The organism is Ruegeria sp. D6 (assembly GCF_056534365.1).
Window position 1 is genome coordinate 67,495 of the sequence record NZ_JBQFPH010000008.1, and the last position, 18,151, is coordinate 85,645.

Sequence of the window (18,151 nt, forward strand, 5' to 3'; positions counted from 1 at the left end):
TGGCAAAGCCATGGCCGCAATCGGGGTCGGCTTGGAAAAAGCTCGACCTTATCGCACCACATGCACGGCACATTTGGCGTGGCGCACCACATGGGTCGCGGTTGAACCCAACAACAGGTCCTGCATCCCCGGGCGGTGCGAAGCCAAGATGATCAGGTCAGGCTTATTCACTTCGGCCCAGTCCAGAATCGTTCGCCCGGAATGGCCTTCAACCACCAGCCCCTTCGCATTCGGGACGCGCGCCGCCAGAGCATCAAGCTCGGTCTGGATGGCCTTGCGGGCTTCGGACAGATACTCGGCGGGCATGTACGAGATCGCATAATCCGGAATGTGCTCTACCACATGCAGCAGCGTAACCGCAGCCTCGGGCGTCGACAGTAGTTCTGCCAGCTTCAACGCTGCCGAGCTGTCCCGTTCGGCATCAAAGGAAATGGGAACAAGAATGTTATGATACATGGCTCGCGCCTCCGTAGTTGTGCCGCTATACTGCGCGACCGGTGGTGGCCGTGCATTGACTCAGATCAGGTCTCACCGAATGTCTCGGCGACGTCGTACATCACGGGTTCAAAGCTCTTGCACAGCTCGTTAACCCTGCGATTCCGCTCTCGCATTTCCGGTGTGCGCAACATCGCCAGGAAATCCTCCCGACGCTCCCATTGTGAATAATTGGCAATCCGCGTCTGGGCATCATTCACATGCAATCCGGCTGAAATGAAACCTGGCTGTTTCGAAATGAACTCGGCATACGCATCGGTCAGCGCCTCAAGAAGGTCCTGGCAGGTTCCGGGGGTCATCTCGAAGGTGGTGATGACAGTCTGATAGCTGTTGGTTTTGGAAATCTGCGGCATAAGGCTCCTCCTTTATAGCTGACCCGAGCCTAGCACAGCTTTTGAAAACGCCACCCTTTTCCTGCACATAGACAATGTTTTTGGATCAAAAAATCTTTCTCAAAGATGAACAAGAAACTAACCATCCTTTAACCATGTCTGCCGATGCTGCCCCCATGGCTCGTCTGGTTCTCGTCATTCCGCTGCTTTTTATGGTGTGCACTCCGGCATGGTCCGGTGCGTGGCTCCGCGAGAAGGGGTCAAGCTTCACCGCGTTATCTGTGACCGCTTTCAAAGAGGAAGACGTCTACAAGTACAAAACCTCGCTTTATACCGAGTGGGGATTGCGGCCGAAACTCACGATCGGACTGGATGCCGAGGAGCATCAGGATTTGTATGGGCACGCGCTGGTCTTTGCACGCGTGCCGGTTGCAGACATGGGGTCAGCAGGGCGTCTGGCGGCCGAGTTCGGCGTTGGCGCGCACCATCGCCAGTACAGTAGTTGGGCAATGTACAAAGCAACACTTTCATACGGCAAAAGCATTCAAACCGGATTGGGAGGTGGATGGATCAATGTCGACGCAGCGCTCGAAAACCGCACCCATGAGGCAGTGATCCGCAAATTGGATTTCACGGCCGGTCTGTCCTCGGGTCGACGGTTTGACCCGCTCCTGCAGATCGAAACTTCTTATGTTTCGGACCGACCATGGTACTGGAGGGTGCGACCTTCGCTGATGTATCGCCCAAAGACGGGCAGACTCACCTGGATTCTGGGTGCCGAGCGCAATTCGGCTGATGATAACATCGGGATCAAATTTGGATTGTGGCGCAGCTATTAAAGATGGGCCGCCTACATTCAGGCGGCCCACCGCATCAATCAGGTATCAATCCGCAGAATGGTCGAAACCGCACCACGCAAGCCTTCGGACCAGCGCAGGCGGATATCGCTCTGGCCCGATCCCTGTCGCAACTCGACATTTGGCGCGGTATAGCGCACCGCATTCAACGATGTCCTGAGGCTTCCCAGGGCAACAACCGCATCACACCCGCGCGCCCTGCCCCCGAACGGCAATTGGCCCTGCGAACTGACGGTCCAGGCTGATGACGGTGAGCTTTGCGTGTGCTGCAGCCGCAATGGATTGGCGCAAGGCGTATCGATGCCGTGAAACGTATTGTTCTCGAAACACACCCTCTTGTGCCTTTCCGGGTCGAGATCGGCAAAACTGGTATCGACCCGGTCCACTCGGTCGATCCGCACGTTGTTGACACGGAACTTGTTGCCGGTGACGGTCAGCCCGTTCAAGAAATGCCCTGTGCCATGGGGGCGGATCACCAGATAGCTGAACCAGGGGGCAACATCGCTGGCATAAAAGATGTTATCCGTGATGCTCAGCGCGCTGAACGAGAAGCTGGTGAAGTAATCCGGGTTGGCATCGTGCTCGTTGGTCCATTCGATAAAACAGTTATCGACATAGTTCTCGGCGATGGACGAACTGTTATAGCCGCCGATGATCACCAACCCGGCGTTGCGCACCCCGTTCGCGACGTTGTCGCCCTGGAAGAAGTGGTTGCCCAGCACCAGATTGTTGTCGCCGCTCAGCACCGCGAAATGATGGAACCGCGTGGCCCGGTTGTGGCGCAGCTTGACGTCGTTGGCATTGGCGTTCAGCGCGATTGAGCTTCGGTCCGGCACGTCCAGACTTTCCTCGGTCGATAGGAACTGACAGCCATCGATCAGCATCCCCTGACATCCGCGCCCGATTGATGTGATACCCCGGTCCTTCGGGCGACTGATGAAACAGTCTTTCAGTACAAAAGTGTTCCCGCCCGGAGACAGCCGGATCGCGCTGCACCGACCGTTACACTGGAACTCGATCCCTTCCATGTTGAACTTCTGCAGCGCACTGAAACCGCTGAAATCTAGCAGGTACTTGAACGATGTGAAGGTGAAGGTCTGCGTCCCTGCGGCATCATAAGTCGGCGCACTCAGCGTGATTTCACCGGTGCTTTCGTTTTTCGACCGCACATAAACCTCACGCCCGACCCCGCTGCCGGTGACCAGCGAACCCACCGGTATATTCGCCACATTGGCCACGTTGGTCAGCGTATCAGGATCAGACGGGCTGTAGGTCGCGATCGAGGTGAAGGTCTCGGTATCCCAATTCGAGCTACTTTTGACGTCAAACTGCCCGTTGCGCACCACTCGACGGGTGGCATAGCCCGTCCGGTTCGGCACTGCTGCCGCCATATCGATGGGCTCGGTTACTGCGATCTTGCGCCCGCCCAGATCCAGCGATTCATGGTCCGAGCTGTTCAGCAACGCCTGAAACGCCTTTTTAAACGCCAGCATTTCATCACCAAAGGCGGTGATATAGGTGGGCAGATCGAAATTCTTGGTCAGCAGCAGCATCTTGTCGACCGGCATCGTGACGGTCCCGTCAAACGAGACCTCGGACGCCATGTTGGTGTTCTCTTCCAGCCGGAACACTCCTCGCGGAATATAAACCTTGCGCCCATTCGCTGCCTGATCCGCTGCCTCAAACGCTGCCGAGTCATCGGTGACACCATCCCCGACTGCCCCAAAATCACGCACGTCGACCAGACCAATCAAATCGCGCAGGAAGACCGAGGTCACATCGGTGATCTCGATATCATCCACCCGCACCACCGCACCGTTGGTGCCTTCGATATCCAATCCAAAATGGCCATAAAGCACCGCATTGCCCCAGGGCATGTCCACGCCGGGCCGCAGGCCTGTGCCCACGATGGCCGTCACCTCATGCACAGTGCCATAGCCGGTCAGCTGCACCGCCGGACCCTGCTCGGCCAATCCGTCCACATGCGCATCTCCGGCTCCTCCGGCCCAGCCGGCAATCCGCACCTCGGGAAGCGGCCCGCTGATCGCCTTCACCCGCGCCTTGATCTGCAGATAGCAGCCCGGCAACAAAGGTGTTTGCCCCATATAGCGCAGCCGCTGCGGTTCTGCCGTCTTATAAATCTCCAGACAGCCTGCGAAATCCGCATCCGCCGGAACGAACACCCCCGTGCCCGACCCCTCATAGGTCGGAGAGCCCGGCGTGCCGTCGCCACTGGACCAGACCCCAAGACCAGCCGCATAGGCGGGCGGCATGAACACGATGCCGTCGGTGATTGCCTTGTTCATGTAAAATCCCTTTCCCAATCGCGCCAAGCACGCGCGCCAAAACCCGATCACGTCCGGGCCCTGAGCCCAAACGCATGGGTCTGAGTATCGAAAAGGAATTAAGCGCGGCTCTTACCACCGTGACGGTGGTGTTGCCTCAGGCCGCCGGGTCAGAATTGCCCAGCAACTGTACACCGTTGATCTTCCAGCCGTTTTCCTGCTGGATCATCTGGTAGTCCAGCAGATGCACCCGTCCGTCACCATCAGTGATCATGACCTTCTGCCACAGGGCTCCGCCAATCTCGCGCAGCTCCAGAAACCTCACATCCGCAGGCCGCCAGACCATAGGATAGCCGCGGCGCACCATGGTCCCGAAATTCTCCGGATCGCCGAACAGCCGCTGGATATTGGGGCTGGCAAAGGTGAAGGCGGTGGCAAAGTCATCCGCCTTGAAGGCCTGAATCTGCGCCGAGATATTGGCCTCAATCTCGTCACTCTGAGCAAAAGCTCCGGATGCCAGTCCGGCACTCAGGGATACAGCAAGCAATAGTCGACGCATGGGGCCACCTCCTGATGCAAGGGTAGCCCCACACTGGATCAGGTCAAATCAGACCAATTCCCCGGCCAGCGCCTTGTCGATCAGAGCAATCGTCTCCGGCACGCCATAAAGCGCGATGAACCCACCAAACCGAGGTCCTTGCGAGGCCCCCAGCAGCACTTCGTAAAGTGCCGTGAACCAGCCGCGCATCGGATCGAACCGCTCACGCCCGATGGAATAGACCACCGATTGCAGTGCCTCGTCTTCCATCGGCCCGTCATAGGCTTCCAAGGCCGCCCTCAATGCTTCCAGCGCCTCACGCTCCTGATCCGTCGGCGCGCGATGCTGGCGCGTCGGCTTGACGAAATCGTTGAAGTACCTCACTGCAAAGCCCGCCGCCTGATCCAGATCGGGATGGGTCTCGGCAGTGGCCTCGGGCGCATAACGGCGGATAAAGCCCCACAGCGCCTCCTTGTCCTCGGCCCCAGACACGGACGCCAGGTTCAACAGCATCGCAAACGGAACCATCAGGGTGGATTCCGGAACGTCGCCACCATGGATATGCCAGACGGGATTATTCAGCTGAGCCTTCAGGTCCTGTCCCGGATAGGCCCGCAACTGTTGATGATATTCATCATACGCCTTTGGGATCACATCGAAATGCATCCGCTTCGCCGTTTTGGGCTTCTGATACATGAAATAGGCCAGCGACTCGGTCGGTGCATAGGTCAGCCATTCGTCGATCGACACGCCATTGCCCGAGGACTTTGATATCTTCTGCCCGTTCTCATCGAGGAACAGTTCATACGAGAAATGCTCAGGCGCACGACCTCCCAAAGCCCGGCAGATCGCGTCATAGATCTTTTCGTTGGTGGCATGTTCCTTGCCATACATCTCGAAATCAACACCCAAAGCGGCCCAGCGCGCGCCAAAATCAGGCTTCCACTGCAGCTTCACATTGCCGCCAGTCACGGGCAGCGTCCATTCCTTGCCATCCTCGTCATCGAAGGTGACAGTGTAGGTATCGGCGCAAACCTTCTTCATCGGCACATACAGAACCCGCCCGGTCTCGGGATGGATCGGCAGGAAGATCGAATAGGTCTGCTGACGTTCTTCCCGCAGGCTTTTCAGCATGATGGCCATCACGTCGTCATACTTCTCAACGGCGCGCTTCAGGATCTCGTCGAACTGGCCCGAGCGGTAAAACTCGCGCGCCGAATAGAACTCATACTCGAACCCGAAAGTATCGAGGAACCGGCGCAGCATCGCATTGTTATGCTCACCAAAGCTGTCATATTCGCCAAACGGGTCCGGCACCGAGGTCAGCGGACATTGCAGATAATCCTGCAGCGCCTCGGGGTTCGGCACATTGCTGGGCACTTTCCGCATCCCATCCAGATCGTCCGAGAAACAGATCAGCTTGGTGGGGATATCCGACAGCGCCTCAAACGCGCGCTTGACCATCGTGGTCCGCGCGACCTCGCCAAAGGTACCAATATGCGGCAGACCCGAGGGGCCATAGCCCGTCTCAAACAGCACATATCCCTTCTCCGGAGCACCCTGCTTATACCGTTTGAGCAACCGCCGCGCCTCTTCAAACGGCCACGCCTTGGACGTCATCGCGGTTTCACGCAGGTCAGACATTTGGATACTCCATCGGGAAACGTGCCAGACACCCCATGCGCCCGGACCGGCCCCTGTTATTGTGCAGGTGCAGTATGAGTCAATAAAGGGTGGTGATTTTCATGCCTCTATGAGCATGAACGGCGTGCAATCCATATCTGGTCTTGGTTACAAGTGTCCGCAGCACAGAGCATTGCCGCATTCTGAAAAACGTAGTCTGTTGATCGCTCTCGCGGATTTGCAAGCAAGGCAAAAGATTAAATCGACATAAGCCATTTCCTGAAAATTCTCACGGTGACCCGTTCCTGATCGCCGGGGCGGCAGACGAAGTAGAGCCCCCGATCCAATGGAACCCGGCTTTCATCGAGGCGGATCAAGCGACCAAGTTTCAAATCCCTCTCCGCCAAGAGATGTCTTGCCAACGCTACACCTTGCCCGTCAATCGCAGCCTCCAACAGAACCGCGCTGTCCACGTACTTGATGCTCTGCGAATTGATCCGGTCAGCGCCCAGCCCGACCTGCGCAGCCCAGCTTTCCCACCCGACGTTGTAGGCATCATGCAAGAGTGGAAGATCAGCCACATTCTCGGCGGGCATCGGCAGTCGGGTTTTACCAACAAGGGATGGCGCTGCTACAACAATCAGGTCCTCTTGTCTTATCTGCTCATGATAGAGCCCGTCCCAACCGGGTTCCCCGAACCGCAGGGCGACATCGACCTCAGACGCATCAAAATCCGCAAATCGATCATTTGTGTCCAGCAGCAACGCGATACTCGGATGTTCTTGCTGAAATGAACTGAGCAACGGGACAAGCCATTTAAGCGCCAGCGATGTTGACAACGACACCGTAATCGACTGGCGGTGATGCAGCCGCTTCACCTCCATCACGCCCAGTTGCAACGCCGAAAATGCCCCGCGCGTCGATTGATGCAGAAGCTCCCCGGCACTGGTCAGTTCAACCCCATTTGGGCGGCGATGAAAAAGCGTTACGCCAAGATGCAGTTCCAGCAGCTTAATTTGCCGACTGATCGCCCCGTGGGTGACGTTCAGAACATCCGCTGCCTTGGTCAGGCTGGAGTGGGTTGCGGTTTCATCAAAGGCCTGAAGGGCACGTAGATGTCTAAGGTTCTCCGGCATGTGAGAAAACCTAACAGCATTGCCCCAAAAACTCGATAGGTCTGCTTTGTTTCCGGCAGTTACACTGACCACAGATCAATAAACCTCACACACTGTGCGCCCAAAGAAAGGACATACCATGCCCGATACCAAAGTTGCTTTGATGACAGGTACAGGACAGGGAATTGGCCGGGGTTGTGCCATTGAAATGGCGAAAGCCGGCTATAAGGTTTCGCTTATGTCTCCGTCCAACCGCTCGGTTGAATTAGCTGAGGAACTTGAGGGCATTGGCCGTCGCGGCTCTGTATTAGATGTCGATGATTTGCAAGCGATGGTCGACGACACCATGAGCAAATATGGACGGATTGATGCAATCGTCAGTAATATGGGTCACGGTGGAACGGTGCCTGAAGCCATCAAAACCGTCGGTTTCGATCCTGACTTTGACGGACCGCTATTGGAACTCAGCGACGAGTTATGGCACGAAAGTCTGGACATGTATGTGCTAAATGTCGTCAAGATCGCCCGTATCGTCACGCCAATTCTGATCGAACAAGGCGGTGGCGCATTCGTAAATATCTCATCCATGAACACAATCGAACCACGTGCGCCCTATCCCATGAGCATGCTGCGTGGGGCATTGCATAGTTTCTCAAAGCTTTACGGGGACCGATATGCACGGCACAACATTCGCATGAACAACCTGCTGCCGGGGTTCTGCGAAAACGTGAACCTGTCCGAACAGGCTCGCCGGGAAATCCCCGCTCAGCGGCCCGCAACGTTCGAAGAAATTGGACAAGCTTGCGTGTTTCTCGCCAGCGATGCAGCCCGGTATATCAACGGTCAGAGTATACTGTCCGACGGCGGGATGAACCGGGCGGTGCGATAGCAAAGAGGCGGTGAAGCGTGATTTTCGCGGCCCTCGATGAAATCCTTGACACAGATCGGGAGGCAACAGGTGATGCCTCCCGAGGTTTGTTTTCTACTGCGACATCCCACCTTCGGTCGATATCTGCTCTTCGACATGGCCCTGGTTGGTTATGTCCGACCCCCGCGGAGGATAGTCAATGAAGGTAGACAGGTGGTTTTGGACGAATTTGGCAGCAGGGCCAAAGGCCCACATTTTGTTGCCCATCCAACGGGTATACATCCCCGATTCCTCAGCTGCCTTTTCATAGGGATCGCGGCGCAGGTTGAACAGCAGGGGCGCGTTCAGTTCCTCTTTTGGACCTGCCCATCCTTCGGTTTGTATCGTGAAATGTGCTTTCCAATCACCATGGCGTACCGCTTGCAGGTCCGGACCTTCATAGTAGATAATCTCGTCCCGGTTGCTCTCACCCTCGCCAGTCAGGAAAGGCAGTTGGTTGTAACCATCCAGATGCACCTGATAGCCCTCATAGCCCTTCAGTAGTGATCCAGGCAGATCGTCAGGTCCTCCGGCGGCGGCGACGAGGGTAGGCATCCAGTCAAGACCGGCAAAAATACCGTTGCTTACGGTCCCGGCGGAAACTCTTCCGGGCCAGCGAATGATAGCAGGAACGCGGAAGCCGCCTTCCCATGTCGTACCTTTTTCGCCTCGGAACGGTGTTGTTCCACCATCAGGCCAAGTCATGGTTTCGGGGCCGTTATCCGAGGTGAAGACTACAATAGTGTTGTCCGAGATGCCAAGTTCGTCCAGACGGGCCAAGACCTTGCCCACGTTGTCGTCAAGCTCTTTCATTACGACATCCTGCAAACCGCGCCCGTCGCCCAGCATTGCCTCGTATTCGGGGCTCAGATGTGTCCAGACATGCGCTCGGGCCGGGGCCATCCAGACAAAGAAGGGCGTGTCGCTATCGACCGCGCGGTTGATGAAGTCCAGAGTATGGGCCGTCACCTCATCGTCGAGCGTTTTTTGCCGTTCAGGCGGAGCTGGGCCATCGTCTATTATACGCTGCTTTCCAACCAGCCCCCAGCGTGGATCTACGGTTTCATCAATTGTATCAGTGGCATAGGCGTGGATGATGTTCCGTGGGCCAAATGTGTCGTTGAATTTCTGATCTTTGGGCCAATCGGGGTCAGAGGTGTATTCCATCGCATTCAGGTGGTAGAGCCAGCCCCAATATTCATCGAAACCTTTCACAGTTGGCAGAAACTTGTTCATATCGCCCAAGTGATTTTTGCCGAATTGCCCGGTGGTGTAGCCTAGAGATTTAAGGATGTTTGCCAGAGTAGGGTCTTTTTCATTCAGACCTTTTTCCGGATCTCCGGGCAGCCCGACTGTGTGCATCCCCGTCCGAACTGGCAATTGTCCGGTGATAAAGGCAGATCGCCCTGCGGTGCAGCTTGGCTGTGCATAGTAGTCCGTAAGGCGCATACCATCCGCAGCAAGCTGGTCAAGGTTGGGGGTTTTGATACTTTTCACACCCTGATGATAGCTGCCCAGACTGGCCCAGCCGACATCGTCGGCCATGATGACAAGGATATTGGGCTGGTCGGTTTCGGCCAAAACTGGCAGGGCACAGACCGAAGCTGTAGCCAGCGTGGCGGAAACCACAATAGATCGAAAAATGAACATTTTTACCTCTGCGAACGTAGAAGACGATACCGGTGAAGGGAGTATCGAAAGTCCGATCAGGGATAGCGGTCGAAACTTTCGCGTCGCAACAGAGCTTTACCGGAATTTCATATTGTGAAATCTAAAGAACAAAACCTGAAATGTGGTTGACGGCATGATGAACGAAAACTCTTTGACCGCTTTTCTTACATTGGCTGAAATCGGCAGTTTCCAAAATGCTGCCCGTGCGATGGGTGTGTCCAACGCATCATTGTCCCGCTATGTCGGGCAGGCCGAGGACTATACGGGGCTTGTTTTGTTTCATCGAAGCCGAAACAGCAGCACTCTGACACGCGCAGGGCAGGAGTTCTTGCCAATCGCCCAGGCGCTGCGCGAAGACCTGAACCAGTATGCGACGCGCGTGGCCGCTTTGCGCGAAACCGGGCCGGGCACTTTGCTGATCGGTTGCGGGCCTCTGACCACGAGAACCCTGATCCTGCCCGCCCTGCGATCAGTGCGGCAAGTGATGCCTGATCTTCGTTTCCGAATTCTGGTAAGCGCCTACGCACGACCGCTTGATTTGTTGCAGGCGGGAAAGTTCGACATGTTCCTCGGTGACCTGACCTACACTCCCGAAGCTGACAACGTCGAGATTATGGTGATGGAGAAACAACAAATCCAGTTTGTGGCACATCGCGACCATGAGATTCATCAGCGTGGCCCGCAAACGATGGCAGGCATATTCGATTTTCCCTTTGCATCTCCGCATCTCCACAAACACTGGAAAGCCGCTTTGACAAAAGCACTTGGTGGCGGTGCTGAAGCCATCGAAAAGGTGAATGCACAGCCGCATATCGAATGCGACGACTACAACCTCCTGACCGGATTGTTGGCAGAACCGGACTACATCGTGGGAGGGATGGCGGACACATTTGCGGATCTGATCCATGCAAAGACGGTGAAACCCGTGTCTATGGCACAGAACCTTACGTGGAACATCTGCGCAGCGCGTAAGTCACAGAACACTTCGGATGCTGTAGAATTATTCTGGAGTGAGCTTGCTAAATATCGGGCATGACCGGCGGTGCAAGGCATAGAAAAACGCCCAACTGAAACGCATCTTAGCTAGTGCCTGGTCGTTTCCGTATGGCCAATTAACTTGGCGAAGTTCTGCTTTGGAATGCTGGCGGTGAAAGTCCGAAACGCTTGGTTCGCGACGCGCAGCACATGCAAAGAATAGAAGCCTGGTCGACGGCAGGTGTAAGCTCTCAACGGACGTTTACATCGCAGCCGAAATCACCCGCCCTCATCGATCGCATTCATTGCACCCCAAAACTACCAGTTGAACCTCCTTGCACCCGCTCCTATCGTGCGGCAACAAACGTTTCATTCAGGACGACACCATGACCGAGCAAACCCCACATCCGATGTCCCCGCAGGATTGCCTTGTGGCGATCATGGTGGCGATTTCCGCTTCGGACGAGAACATCCGAACCGCAGAGCTGGTCAAGATCGAAGGCGCGGTCAACATGCTGCCGGTATTTGCAGGCTACGATATTGACCGTACCCGCCGCGTGTCGCAGATCGTGTTTGATCTGTTTGAGCAGGTGGACGGGCTGGATGCCCTATTCGGACTGATCCGCGACAACCTGCCTGAACGCCTGAACGAAACCGCCTACGCGCTTGCATGCGACGTCGCCGCCGCTGACGGCACATTGGCCGAGACCGAACTGCGCCTGCTGGAAGAAATCCGGTACGAGCTCAGCATCGACCGCCTGCACGCCGCCGCCATCGAGCGCGGGGCACGGGCGCGGCATACAACCTAGCTACCGTAGAGCGCACCCCAACGCTCAATCAGATTGCGTTGCAATTTGCGGGACCGTCGGTTCCAGGCCCGCGCGCCGTCCGGGCGCTCGCGCGATGCACGCGGGATCGTGGCACGGTGCGCGGTATCGGCGGTGAAGATCGCAAACGCCAGATCCACCCCATCTGCCGTTGTCATATAACCGCCAAGACCCGAGACGAAGTTCAACGTCCCCGTCTTTGCGTCGACCTTGATCGGATGATCCTTGACCGGCTGCCCATTTTTGTCGGCCAGCGTGAAGGACCGAAGCAACGGCCGCAGCTCCTCTGATTGTCCTACTGCCACCAGCGTCTTGACCAGGCCGGTGGGGGCCATGCGCGAGGAACCGCTGAGACCGGAATGATCGACCATCGCGATCCCATTCGCGCCAAAACGCTCTGCCGCCCATAGGTTCATTTCTGCAGCTGACTCCTCAAGGCCCTGCGGCGCAACTCCGCGCGCCTTGGTGGCCGCCAAACCCACCATTTCGGCGGTTATATTGGTCGAATATCTCAGCATCCCCTTCAGGATGCTTTCCAACGGATCGCTCTGATGCACCACCAGTTCGGTCCCCTGCGGTGCTTGCCGCGTCACCTGCACCCGGCCCAGCACGATCCCATTCACGCGTGCCAGCGTGCGGAACACATCTCCGGCATAAAGCGCAGGCTTGCGTACCGGCAGCCAGCGTGCCCCGCCATTGCCTAGCGCGCCTTTGGCCACGGTCCAGCGATCCTGCCGCGCGCTTGGCTGATAGGTGTAGATCGGCAGGCTGCGGTTCTCGACCCGCATTGATGCGATATCCACCGACGGCCTGTAACTTGCGCTGCGCGCATCCATGGTCACGTCATAGCCGGTGCCCTCGCGTTTCCACTCGAAATGCACACGGTTGAAATTCAGGGAAATCCCGCTGATCGACGGGCTATAGCCCAGATGATCCGGCTGCCCCGGATCAATGCTGAAGACGTAGGGCAGCGCACCATCATAGACCTTGAACGCGCCCTTCACCTCGGTGATCCCGGCCTTGCGCAGATTGGCTGCCATTGTGGCCAGCGCGTCTGTATCCAGCAGCGGATCACCGCCACCCGCAAGGATCAGGTCGCCTTTCAGAATGCCATTCTCGACCGGTCCATCCGCGATCAAGCGCGTTTCGAACCGATACTCCGGACCCAGCACATCCAGCGCATAAAGCGCGGTCAGCGCCTTGGCGACGCTGGCTGGTGGTAGGCTTTGGCCCTCGCCGAACACCTCCAGCGGCGTTCCGGTTTCCACGTCGGCCACGGCAAAAACAACCTCGCCCTTCAGCCCCGCCGCCTGAACCAGTCGCTCAGCCCCGCTGGGCTGCGGGCCACGCAGCACAGGGCGCAGAGACACCGAAGGCGCCTCGGCCAGACCTGTGCCCGGAACCAGAGACGCCCCTAATCCACCCAGAAACAAACGACGCGAAATTCGATCGACCATGGGTCTATTAGAATCCCAGAGCTTAAATGCAGACAATCACTTGATTAAGATTATGCGCCAAGTGGAGTCATTCGGGCAACACCCCATCGCTCCAATTCCCGCGATTGCGCAACTCGGTCGAACTGACGTCAACCATCGGCACGTTCACAAAACACCACGCCGGAGCCTCCGCCCGCCCCAGCAAATGCCGCGCCTGCCCGTCGATACGGTACTTGGCATAAAGCCGAGCCGCCGGGGACATCCGAGCAGAAATCCGGTCCCCAGGCCGCGCCACAACGCCCACCGGCACGCTGTCCATGATCTGTCGCCAATCTTTCCAGCGGTGAAACTGCGCCAGATTGTCGGCCCCCATCAGCCAAACGAACCGAACCTTAGGATAAAGCCTCCGCAACGCCGCCAGCGTATCCGCCGTCGCCCGCGTCCCCGTCAGAGCCTCAATATCCGTGACCTCAACGCGCGGATGCTGCATCACATCCCGCGCCGCCGCCATCCGCCGCGCCAAAGGCGCAGGCCCCCGCTCCTTCAACGGATTGCCCGGCGACACCAGCCACCACACCCGATCCAGCCCAAACGCCTTCATCGCCTCACGCGTCACATGCACATGGCCTTGATGCGGAGGATCAAATGACCCTCCGAACAACCCCACGACCTGCCCGGGCCCCGCATATGGAATGGTACTGCGTTCCATCCTCTGCTGATGTTCAGAACTGAGAGGTGTTGTCAATCAATCGGCTGCACCACATCGCCAAGCCTGACTTGCCCCGGTTGCACTACTTCGGCACACCATCCCCCATGCCCCCGCACAGCAGAATAGCCGCCTTTGCCCAACGCCTCCTCCATCCGACTGCACGGAGCGCATATCACGGTAAAGCGCAAAACGGCCTCCCCGACCTGCACCTCCCGCCCCTTTAGCGCCGCCAGATTGATCCCCGAAACCACCAGATTGCGCCGCAGGATCTCAGGCTTAACCGATCCTTGCCCCAGATAAGAGCCAATCGCCGCCAGATGTTCCTGCTGGATCAAAGTCACCGCCCGCTTGCCCGCCCGGCTGCGGTCGCCGTCGAGCCCATCGGCTGAGACCCAAACCTCGTTGCGCCCATCCAATTCCGCTCTGCGGCCAGGACGTACACCGATCCATGTCACCCGGCCCGGTTGCGCCCAACCGGCAATCAGTTCCGCAAGTTCTGCCAAAACCCCACCACTCCTTGTCGTGTTGGTTCTACCGGATCAAACGACCACAGAAAATTCACAAAACCACCAGCTTGCCCCGCCCGCTCGCCTCGGATATCCAGCGTTCCAACTTGATTTCCCCGACCCAGAGGACGCGACATGGCTGCCTATCAATATGTCTACCACATGCAGGGTGTCTCCAAGACCTATCCCGGTGGCAAAAAGTGCTTTGAAAACATCCACCTGAGCTTCCTGCCCGGCGTGAAAATCGGTGTCGTCGGCGTCAACGGCGCGGGTAAATCGACGCTGATGAAGATCATGGCAGGCCTCGATACGGACTTCACCGGTGAGGCATGGGCGGCCGAAGGCGCCAAGGTCGGCTATCTGCCGCAGGAACCTCAGCTGGATGAATCGCTGACCGTCCGCGAGAACGTCATGCTGGGCGTGGCCGCGAAAAAGGCCAAGGTCGACCGGTTCAACGAGATTGCCATGGAGATCGCCGAGAACTACTCGGACGAGTTGATGGAGGAAATGACTACCCTGCAGGATGCGATCGACGCGGAAAACCTGTGGGACCTCGACAGTCAGATCGATGTCTCGATGGAAGCGCTGCGCTGCCCGCCAGACGCTGCCAACATCGCCAACCTTTCGGGCGGTGAGAAACGCCGTGTGGCGCTTTGCAAGCTGCTGCTGGAAGCGCCCGACATGCTGCTGCTCGACGAACCGACCAACCACCTGGACGCCGAGACCATCGCGTGGCTGCAACAGCACCTGATCGACTACAAGGGCACCATTCTGATCGTCACTCACGACCGTTATTTCCTGGACGACATCACCGGCTGGATCCTCGAACTCGACCGCGGTCGCGGCATTCCGTACGAGGGGAACTATTCCGCATGGCTGGAACAAAAAGCCAAACGGCTGGAGCAGGAAGCCCGCGAAGACAAGTCCAAGCAGAAGACCCTGCAACGCGAACTGGAATGGATGCGTCAGGGCCAAAAGGCCCGTCAGGCCAAATCCAAGGCCCGGATCAACGCCTATAACGAACTGGCCGAGCAGTCCGAACGCGAAAAGCTGACCCGCGCCCAGATCGTCATTCCCAACGGCCAGCGCCTTGGTGGCAAAGTGATCGAGGTTGAGGGCCTGTCGAAACACATGGGCGACAAGCAACTGATCGAAGGGTTGGACTTCGCCCTGCCCCCCGGCGGCATCGTTGGCGTCATCGGCCCCAACGGTGCCGGTAAATCGACCCTGTTTAAGATGCTCACCGGGCAGGAACAGCCCGACAGCGGCACCATCACGCTGGGCGACACGGTCGAGCTGTCCTATGTCGACCAATCCCGCGATGACCTCAAAGACAACGACACCGTGTGGGAGGCGATCACCGGCGGCGCCGAGATCATCCAACTGGGCGACGCGCAGGTCAATTCCCGCGCCTATTGCTCGTCCTTCAACTTCAAGGGCGGCGACCAGCAGAAAAAGGTCTCGTTGCTGTCAGGGGGTGAACGCAACCGCGTCCACATGGCCCGCCTGCTGAAAGAGGGCGGCAACGTCCTGCTGCTCGACGAACCGACCAACGATTTGGACGTGGAAACCCTCCGCGCGCTGGAAGACGCGCTGGTCGATTTCGCCGGCTGCGCCGTGGTGATCTCCCACGACCGCTTCTTCCTTGACCGGATTTGCACGCATATTCTGGCCTTCGAGGGCGATGCCCATGTGGAGTGGTTCGAGGGCAACTTCGAGGACTACGAAGAGGACAAAAAACGCCGTCTGGGACCGGACGCGCTGGAGCCCAAACGGTTGAAGCATAAGAAGTTTGCGCGGTGAACTAGTGTTGAGTCTGATTACCCTCAACGCAAGTTTCGATATGTAATTTGTGTTGAGGGGCGTGAAAATACCACCGTAGCATCATAAAATCCACCAACATTACTTTCAAACTCAAATAGAAAACTAAACGATTCGAGCCCCCCTCCAACAACCCTCCTGCAATCCGGTCCAATACCTACTTCAGTTTTTTTACCTTCTTCTGAAATAGCGTACGCGTGAGGTGTGGATTGACAAACATCTAAAGTTTTGTCGGTCCTGTTGCGCAGTGTCAGACTCAAATCTGCAAACGCACCTCTAATTCTTGAACTATCAACACAAACCTCAAAATTCTGTGTTGATTTACAATCAAATAGCCCGGACGAATTCCCGTAATCTGAAGTAAGCTGAGCTTTTTCCGCTACATCAGTCTGGTCACTCGAATTAACGCCGGAAACAATATCGCTCCAAATTTTCAGACGGCAAGCTCTGTTATTCAGTATTTCTTCACCAAGTTCTTCCCTTAGTACCCCTACATATTCCTCGGCTGAAAAGTCACCATCGCCTTCCAGACCAAGATCTGCCAATATTCGAGCCAGATTTTTCAATTCGACTCCCGCAGCGCCACTTGCGTTTATTTCACTCGAAGAACCGCCTTGCGCGAATTCGCCACAAACGACTACAACTGCCTCTCTGACTCTCCTTAGATCTTCGTCTTCAAGCGATTGTGCCTGCATAGAGCTGGCAAGCAACAACACTATTCCGATAATCAATTTCAAAAGAACATCCATCAAACAAATTCCAAACTTTTTCGGACAACTATCAACCAAGTTTATTCAACAGGCTAACGACTGGAAACGTTTTTTTTAGCAAGTGTAGAATGTGTGCTCTCACCCATCACTCCTCAATTCTCCAATATCCCACCACATAAATTGATGGGTGAAATCACCCATCCTACGGTTCCCCAAACGCTCCTTCGGTGACAACGCCACTCCATACCGGATCAACCCGGCCTGCGCGGATATCACGATAAATCGACGAATACGGCCAATCGGTTGGATGCTCCACCAACCCATGTTTGACCGGATTGCCCCAACAATAAACCACATGATTGCGGTAATCTCGTTCGTCCCGAATGGTGTGCTCCCAAAACCGGCGTTGCCAAATCCCGCGTTCCTGTTTGACAACCTTGGACTCGCTTCGCGGACCGAATTCTCCGACGGCACGCACAAATCGGCTTTTGATTAACCGCCACCGCGTCGAATAATCCGCATCCCCCGGCGGCAAGGTCCAAACCGCGTGCAGGTGATCCGGCAATACAACAAACGCATCGCACCAGAACGGCCGCTCTATCTGCGTTGCTGCAAAGGCCGCCCGCAGATGCGCTACCTCACGCACCAGCAAATCCGACGACCGGTCGGCCAAAGACACGGTGAAAAAATACTTGGCTCCGGGAACGCGGACGTGTCGATAATCGCTCATGCTGTAACTTGATCATGACGAGGGTTAACGGATTCTGAATGCCACTCCGACGCGCCAGATAAATAACCGGACCTTATCAAAGCTCCGCTAACTAATAACCAAAACCATCGGCGGATTCTTGTACAAGTCGGACGATTGCCCCTCAAACCCCTGTACAAACCGTACAATCCGCCCTTGCCACACCGCCTGACCGATGCCATATCCATGAGGCTTACGTTTTTCTATTTCGACCTGCAGTCTCCTTCTACGGCGCTCAGTCTATCGATCCAGACAACGACGCCGGGCTGCCGCATCCACGTGGGCAGCACTAAACAGGAGACAACGGATATGCCCGCAGGCACCGTAAAATGGTTCAACACCACCAAAGGCTACGGCTTTATCGCACCCGAAGATGGCGGCAAAGACATCTTCGTACACATCTCGGCTGTCGAGCGTTCGGGCCTCACCGGTCTGGCCGACAACCAGAAAGTCACGTACGAGCTGCGCGCTGGTCGTGACGGCCGCGAAAGCGCCGACAATATCGAACTGGCCTAAGCCGTTCAAAGGGCGGGATTTTTCCCGCCGCACTCCGCTATGCCCTCGTTGATTGTGTGGCATAGGGAATACATCACAAT

The 18,151-nt window shown here is 56.7% G+C and carries 18 protein-coding genes; 6 read left to right on the forward strand and 12 right to left on the reverse strand.

What is annotated here, in order from left to right; translation table 11 throughout:
• Positions 1-48: 48 nt before the first annotated feature.
• Together ACR0A1_RS19700 and ACR0A1_RS19705 are read right to left on the reverse strand one after the other, a co-directional pair.
• Positions 49-456 carry a universal stress protein gene (locus ACR0A1_RS19700; protein WP_170395959.1) on the reverse strand — a complete coding sequence of 136 codons (408 nt, stop codon included), beginning with the start codon at positions 454-456 and terminating at the stop codon, positions 49-51.
• 65 nt (positions 457-521) lie between these two features.
• Positions 522-848: an antibiotic biosynthesis monooxygenase family protein gene (locus tag ACR0A1_RS19705; protein WP_170395957.1), complete on the reverse strand. Its 327-nt coding sequence runs from the start codon at positions 846-848 to the stop codon at positions 522-524.
• A gap of 155 nt (positions 849-1,003) precedes the next feature.
• On the opposite strand from ACR0A1_RS19705, the gene ACR0A1_RS19710 reads away from it, so the two are divergent.
• A complete protein-coding gene (locus ACR0A1_RS19710; RefSeq protein WP_170396100.1) occupies positions 1,004-1,666 on the forward strand; it encodes a hypothetical protein in 663 nt (220 codons plus the stop codon).
• A 38-nt stretch (positions 1,667-1,704) separates the two neighbouring features.
• Here the strand turns inward: ACR0A1_RS19710 and ACR0A1_RS19715 are convergent, their stop codons facing one another.
• The 4 genes from ACR0A1_RS19715 to ACR0A1_RS19730 all read right to left on the reverse strand — a co-directional run bounded on the left by ACR0A1_RS19715 (position 1,705) and on the right by ACR0A1_RS19730 (position 7,266).
• Positions 1,705-3,990: a glycosyl hydrolase family 28-related protein gene (locus tag ACR0A1_RS19715; protein WP_480868932.1), complete on the reverse strand. Its 2,286-nt coding sequence runs from the start codon at positions 3,988-3,990 to the stop codon at positions 1,705-1,707.
• Between the two features lie 136 nt (positions 3,991-4,126).
• Complete coding sequence (locus ACR0A1_RS19720) at positions 4,127-4,528, reverse strand: DUF4864 domain-containing protein (RefSeq protein WP_480868934.1); 402 nt, start codon at positions 4,526-4,528, stop codon at positions 4,127-4,129.
• 48 nt (positions 4,529-4,576) lie between these two features.
• The gene (locus tag ACR0A1_RS19725) at positions 4,577-6,151 is read right to left on the reverse strand and encodes a lysine--tRNA ligase (protein WP_170423836.1); all 1,575 of its coding nucleotides are present in this window, start codon (positions 6,149-6,151) and stop codon (positions 4,577-4,579) included.
• A 236-nt stretch (positions 6,152-6,387) separates the two neighbouring features.
• Positions 6,388-7,266: a LysR substrate-binding domain-containing protein gene (locus tag ACR0A1_RS19730; RefSeq protein ID WP_480868936.1), complete on the reverse strand. Its 879-nt coding sequence runs from the start codon at positions 7,264-7,266 to the stop codon at positions 6,388-6,390.
• A 118-nt stretch (positions 7,267-7,384) separates the two neighbouring features.
• Between ACR0A1_RS19730 and ACR0A1_RS19735 the strand changes: the two genes are divergently transcribed.
• Complete coding sequence (locus ACR0A1_RS19735; RefSeq protein WP_170395947.1) at positions 7,385-8,134, forward strand: SDR family oxidoreductase; 750 nt, start codon at positions 7,385-7,387, stop codon at positions 8,132-8,134.
• 93 nt (positions 8,135-8,227) lie between these two features.
• Here the strand turns inward: ACR0A1_RS19735 and ACR0A1_RS19740 are convergent, their stop codons facing one another.
• Entirely contained in the window at positions 8,228-9,802 is a 1,575-nt protein-coding gene (locus tag ACR0A1_RS19740; RefSeq protein ID WP_480868938.1) for an arylsulfatase, read from the reverse strand.
• Positions 9,803-9,956: 154 nt separating this feature from the next.
• Between ACR0A1_RS19740 and ACR0A1_RS19745 the strand changes: the two genes are divergently transcribed.
• Both ACR0A1_RS19745 and ACR0A1_RS19750 read left to right on the forward strand, forming a co-directional pair.
• A complete protein-coding gene (locus ACR0A1_RS19745; RefSeq protein WP_480868940.1) occupies positions 9,957-10,859 on the forward strand; it encodes a LysR family transcriptional regulator in 903 nt (300 codons plus the stop codon).
• Between the two features lie 325 nt (positions 10,860-11,184).
• Positions 11,185-11,607, forward strand: coding sequence for a tellurite resistance TerB family protein (locus tag ACR0A1_RS19750; RefSeq protein ID WP_170395941.1), 423 nt, complete (start codon positions 11,185-11,187; stop codon positions 11,605-11,607).
• Here ACR0A1_RS19750 and dacB read toward each other — a convergent pair.
• The 3 genes from dacB to ACR0A1_RS19765 form a co-directional block, all read right to left on the reverse strand.
• Positions 11,604-13,082, reverse strand: coding sequence for a D-alanyl-D-alanine carboxypeptidase/D-alanyl-D-alanine endopeptidase (gene dacB / locus ACR0A1_RS19755; RefSeq protein ID WP_480868942.1), 1,479 nt, complete (start codon positions 13,080-13,082; stop codon positions 11,604-11,606). The two genes, ACR0A1_RS19750 and dacB, sit on opposite strands and share 4 nt — an antisense overlap.
• Before the next feature lie 67 nt (positions 13,083-13,149).
• The gene (locus ACR0A1_RS19760) at positions 13,150-13,770 is read right to left on the reverse strand and encodes a nicotinate-nucleotide adenylyltransferase (RefSeq protein WP_480763436.1); all 621 of its coding nucleotides are present in this window, start codon (positions 13,768-13,770) and stop codon (positions 13,150-13,152) included.
• Between the two features lie 32 nt (positions 13,771-13,802).
• Positions 13,803-14,273: an MOSC domain-containing protein gene (locus tag ACR0A1_RS19765; protein ID WP_170395935.1), complete on the reverse strand. Its 471-nt coding sequence runs from the start codon at positions 14,271-14,273 to the stop codon at positions 13,803-13,805.
• A gap of 138 nt (positions 14,274-14,411) precedes the next feature.
• Here ACR0A1_RS19765 and ettA point away from each other — a divergent pair, with 138 nt between their 5' ends.
• Positions 14,412-16,079 (forward strand): energy-dependent translational throttle protein EttA, encoded by a 1,668-nt coding sequence (gene ettA / locus ACR0A1_RS19770; RefSeq protein ID WP_480868944.1) that lies wholly within the window; start codon positions 14,412-14,414, stop codon positions 16,077-16,079.
• A 23-nt stretch (positions 16,080-16,102) separates the two neighbouring features.
• On the opposite strand, the gene ACR0A1_RS19775 is transcribed toward ettA, so the two are convergent.
• Together ACR0A1_RS19775 and ACR0A1_RS19780 are read right to left on the reverse strand one after the other, a co-directional pair.
• A complete protein-coding gene (locus ACR0A1_RS19775; RefSeq protein WP_480754190.1) occupies positions 16,103-16,846 on the reverse strand; it encodes a hypothetical protein in 744 nt (247 codons plus the stop codon).
• Between the two features lie 163 nt (positions 16,847-17,009).
• A complete protein-coding gene (locus ACR0A1_RS19780; protein ID WP_480868947.1) occupies positions 17,010-17,537 on the reverse strand; it encodes an REP-associated tyrosine transposase in 528 nt (175 codons plus the stop codon).
• 327 nt (positions 17,538-17,864) lie between these two features.
• Between ACR0A1_RS19780 and ACR0A1_RS19785 the strand changes: the two genes are divergently transcribed.
• The gene (locus ACR0A1_RS19785; protein WP_010442474.1) at positions 17,865-18,071 is read left to right on the forward strand and encodes a cold-shock protein; all 207 of its coding nucleotides are present in this window, start codon (positions 17,865-17,867) and stop codon (positions 18,069-18,071) included.
• Positions 18,072-18,151 lie beyond the last annotated feature (80 nt).

Coding starts and splice junctions, on each gene's coding strand:
- ACR0A1_RS19760 (WP_480763436.1), bottom strand. CDS start 13,770: ATGGAACGCAGTACCATTCCATATGCGGGGCCCGGGCAGGTCGTGGGG.
- ACR0A1_RS19730 (WP_480868936.1), bottom strand. CDS start 7,266: ATGCCGGAGAACCTTAGACATCTACGTGCCCTTCAGGCCTTTGATGAA.
- ACR0A1_RS19775 (WP_480754190.1), bottom strand. CDS start 16,846: ATGGATGTTCTTTTGAAATTGATTATCGGAATAGTGTTGTTGCTTGCC.
- ACR0A1_RS19710 (WP_170396100.1), top strand. CDS start 1,004: ATGGCTCGTCTGGTTCTCGTCATTCCGCTGCTTTTTATGGTGTGCACT.
- ACR0A1_RS19700 (WP_170395959.1), bottom strand. CDS start 456: ATGTATCATAACATTCTTGTTCCCATTTCCTTTGATGCCGAACGGGAC.
- ACR0A1_RS19725 (WP_170423836.1), bottom strand. CDS start 6,151: ATGTCTGACCTGCGTGAAACCGCGATGACGTCCAAGGCGTGGCCGTTT.
- ACR0A1_RS19720 (WP_480868934.1), bottom strand. CDS start 4,528: ATGCGTCGACTATTGCTTGCTGTATCCCTGAGTGCCGGACTGGCATCC.
- ACR0A1_RS19785 (WP_010442474.1), top strand. CDS start 17,865: ATGCCCGCAGGCACCGTAAAATGGTTCAACACCACCAAAGGCTACGGC.
- ettA (WP_480868944.1), top strand. CDS start 14,412: ATGGCTGCCTATCAATATGTCTACCACATGCAGGGTGTCTCCAAGACC.
- ACR0A1_RS19740 (WP_480868938.1), bottom strand. CDS start 9,802: ATGTTCATTTTTCGATCTATTGTGGTTTCCGCCACGCTGGCTACAGCT.
- ACR0A1_RS19705 (WP_170395957.1), bottom strand. CDS start 848: ATGCCGCAGATTTCCAAAACCAACAGCTATCAGACTGTCATCACCACC.
- dacB (WP_480868942.1), bottom strand. CDS start 13,082: ATGGTCGATCGAATTTCGCGTCGTTTGTTTCTGGGTGGATTAGGGGCG.
- ACR0A1_RS19735 (WP_170395947.1), top strand. CDS start 7,385: ATGCCCGATACCAAAGTTGCTTTGATGACAGGTACAGGACAGGGAATT.
- ACR0A1_RS19780 (WP_480868947.1), bottom strand. CDS start 17,537: ATGAGCGATTATCGACACGTCCGCGTTCCCGGAGCCAAGTATTTTTTC.
- ACR0A1_RS19715 (WP_480868932.1), bottom strand. CDS start 3,990: ATGAACAAGGCAATCACCGACGGCATCGTGTTCATGCCGCCCGCCTAT.
- ACR0A1_RS19745 (WP_480868940.1), top strand. CDS start 9,957: ATGATGAACGAAAACTCTTTGACCGCTTTTCTTACATTGGCTGAAATC.
- ACR0A1_RS19750 (WP_170395941.1), top strand. CDS start 11,185: ATGACCGAGCAAACCCCACATCCGATGTCCCCGCAGGATTGCCTTGTG.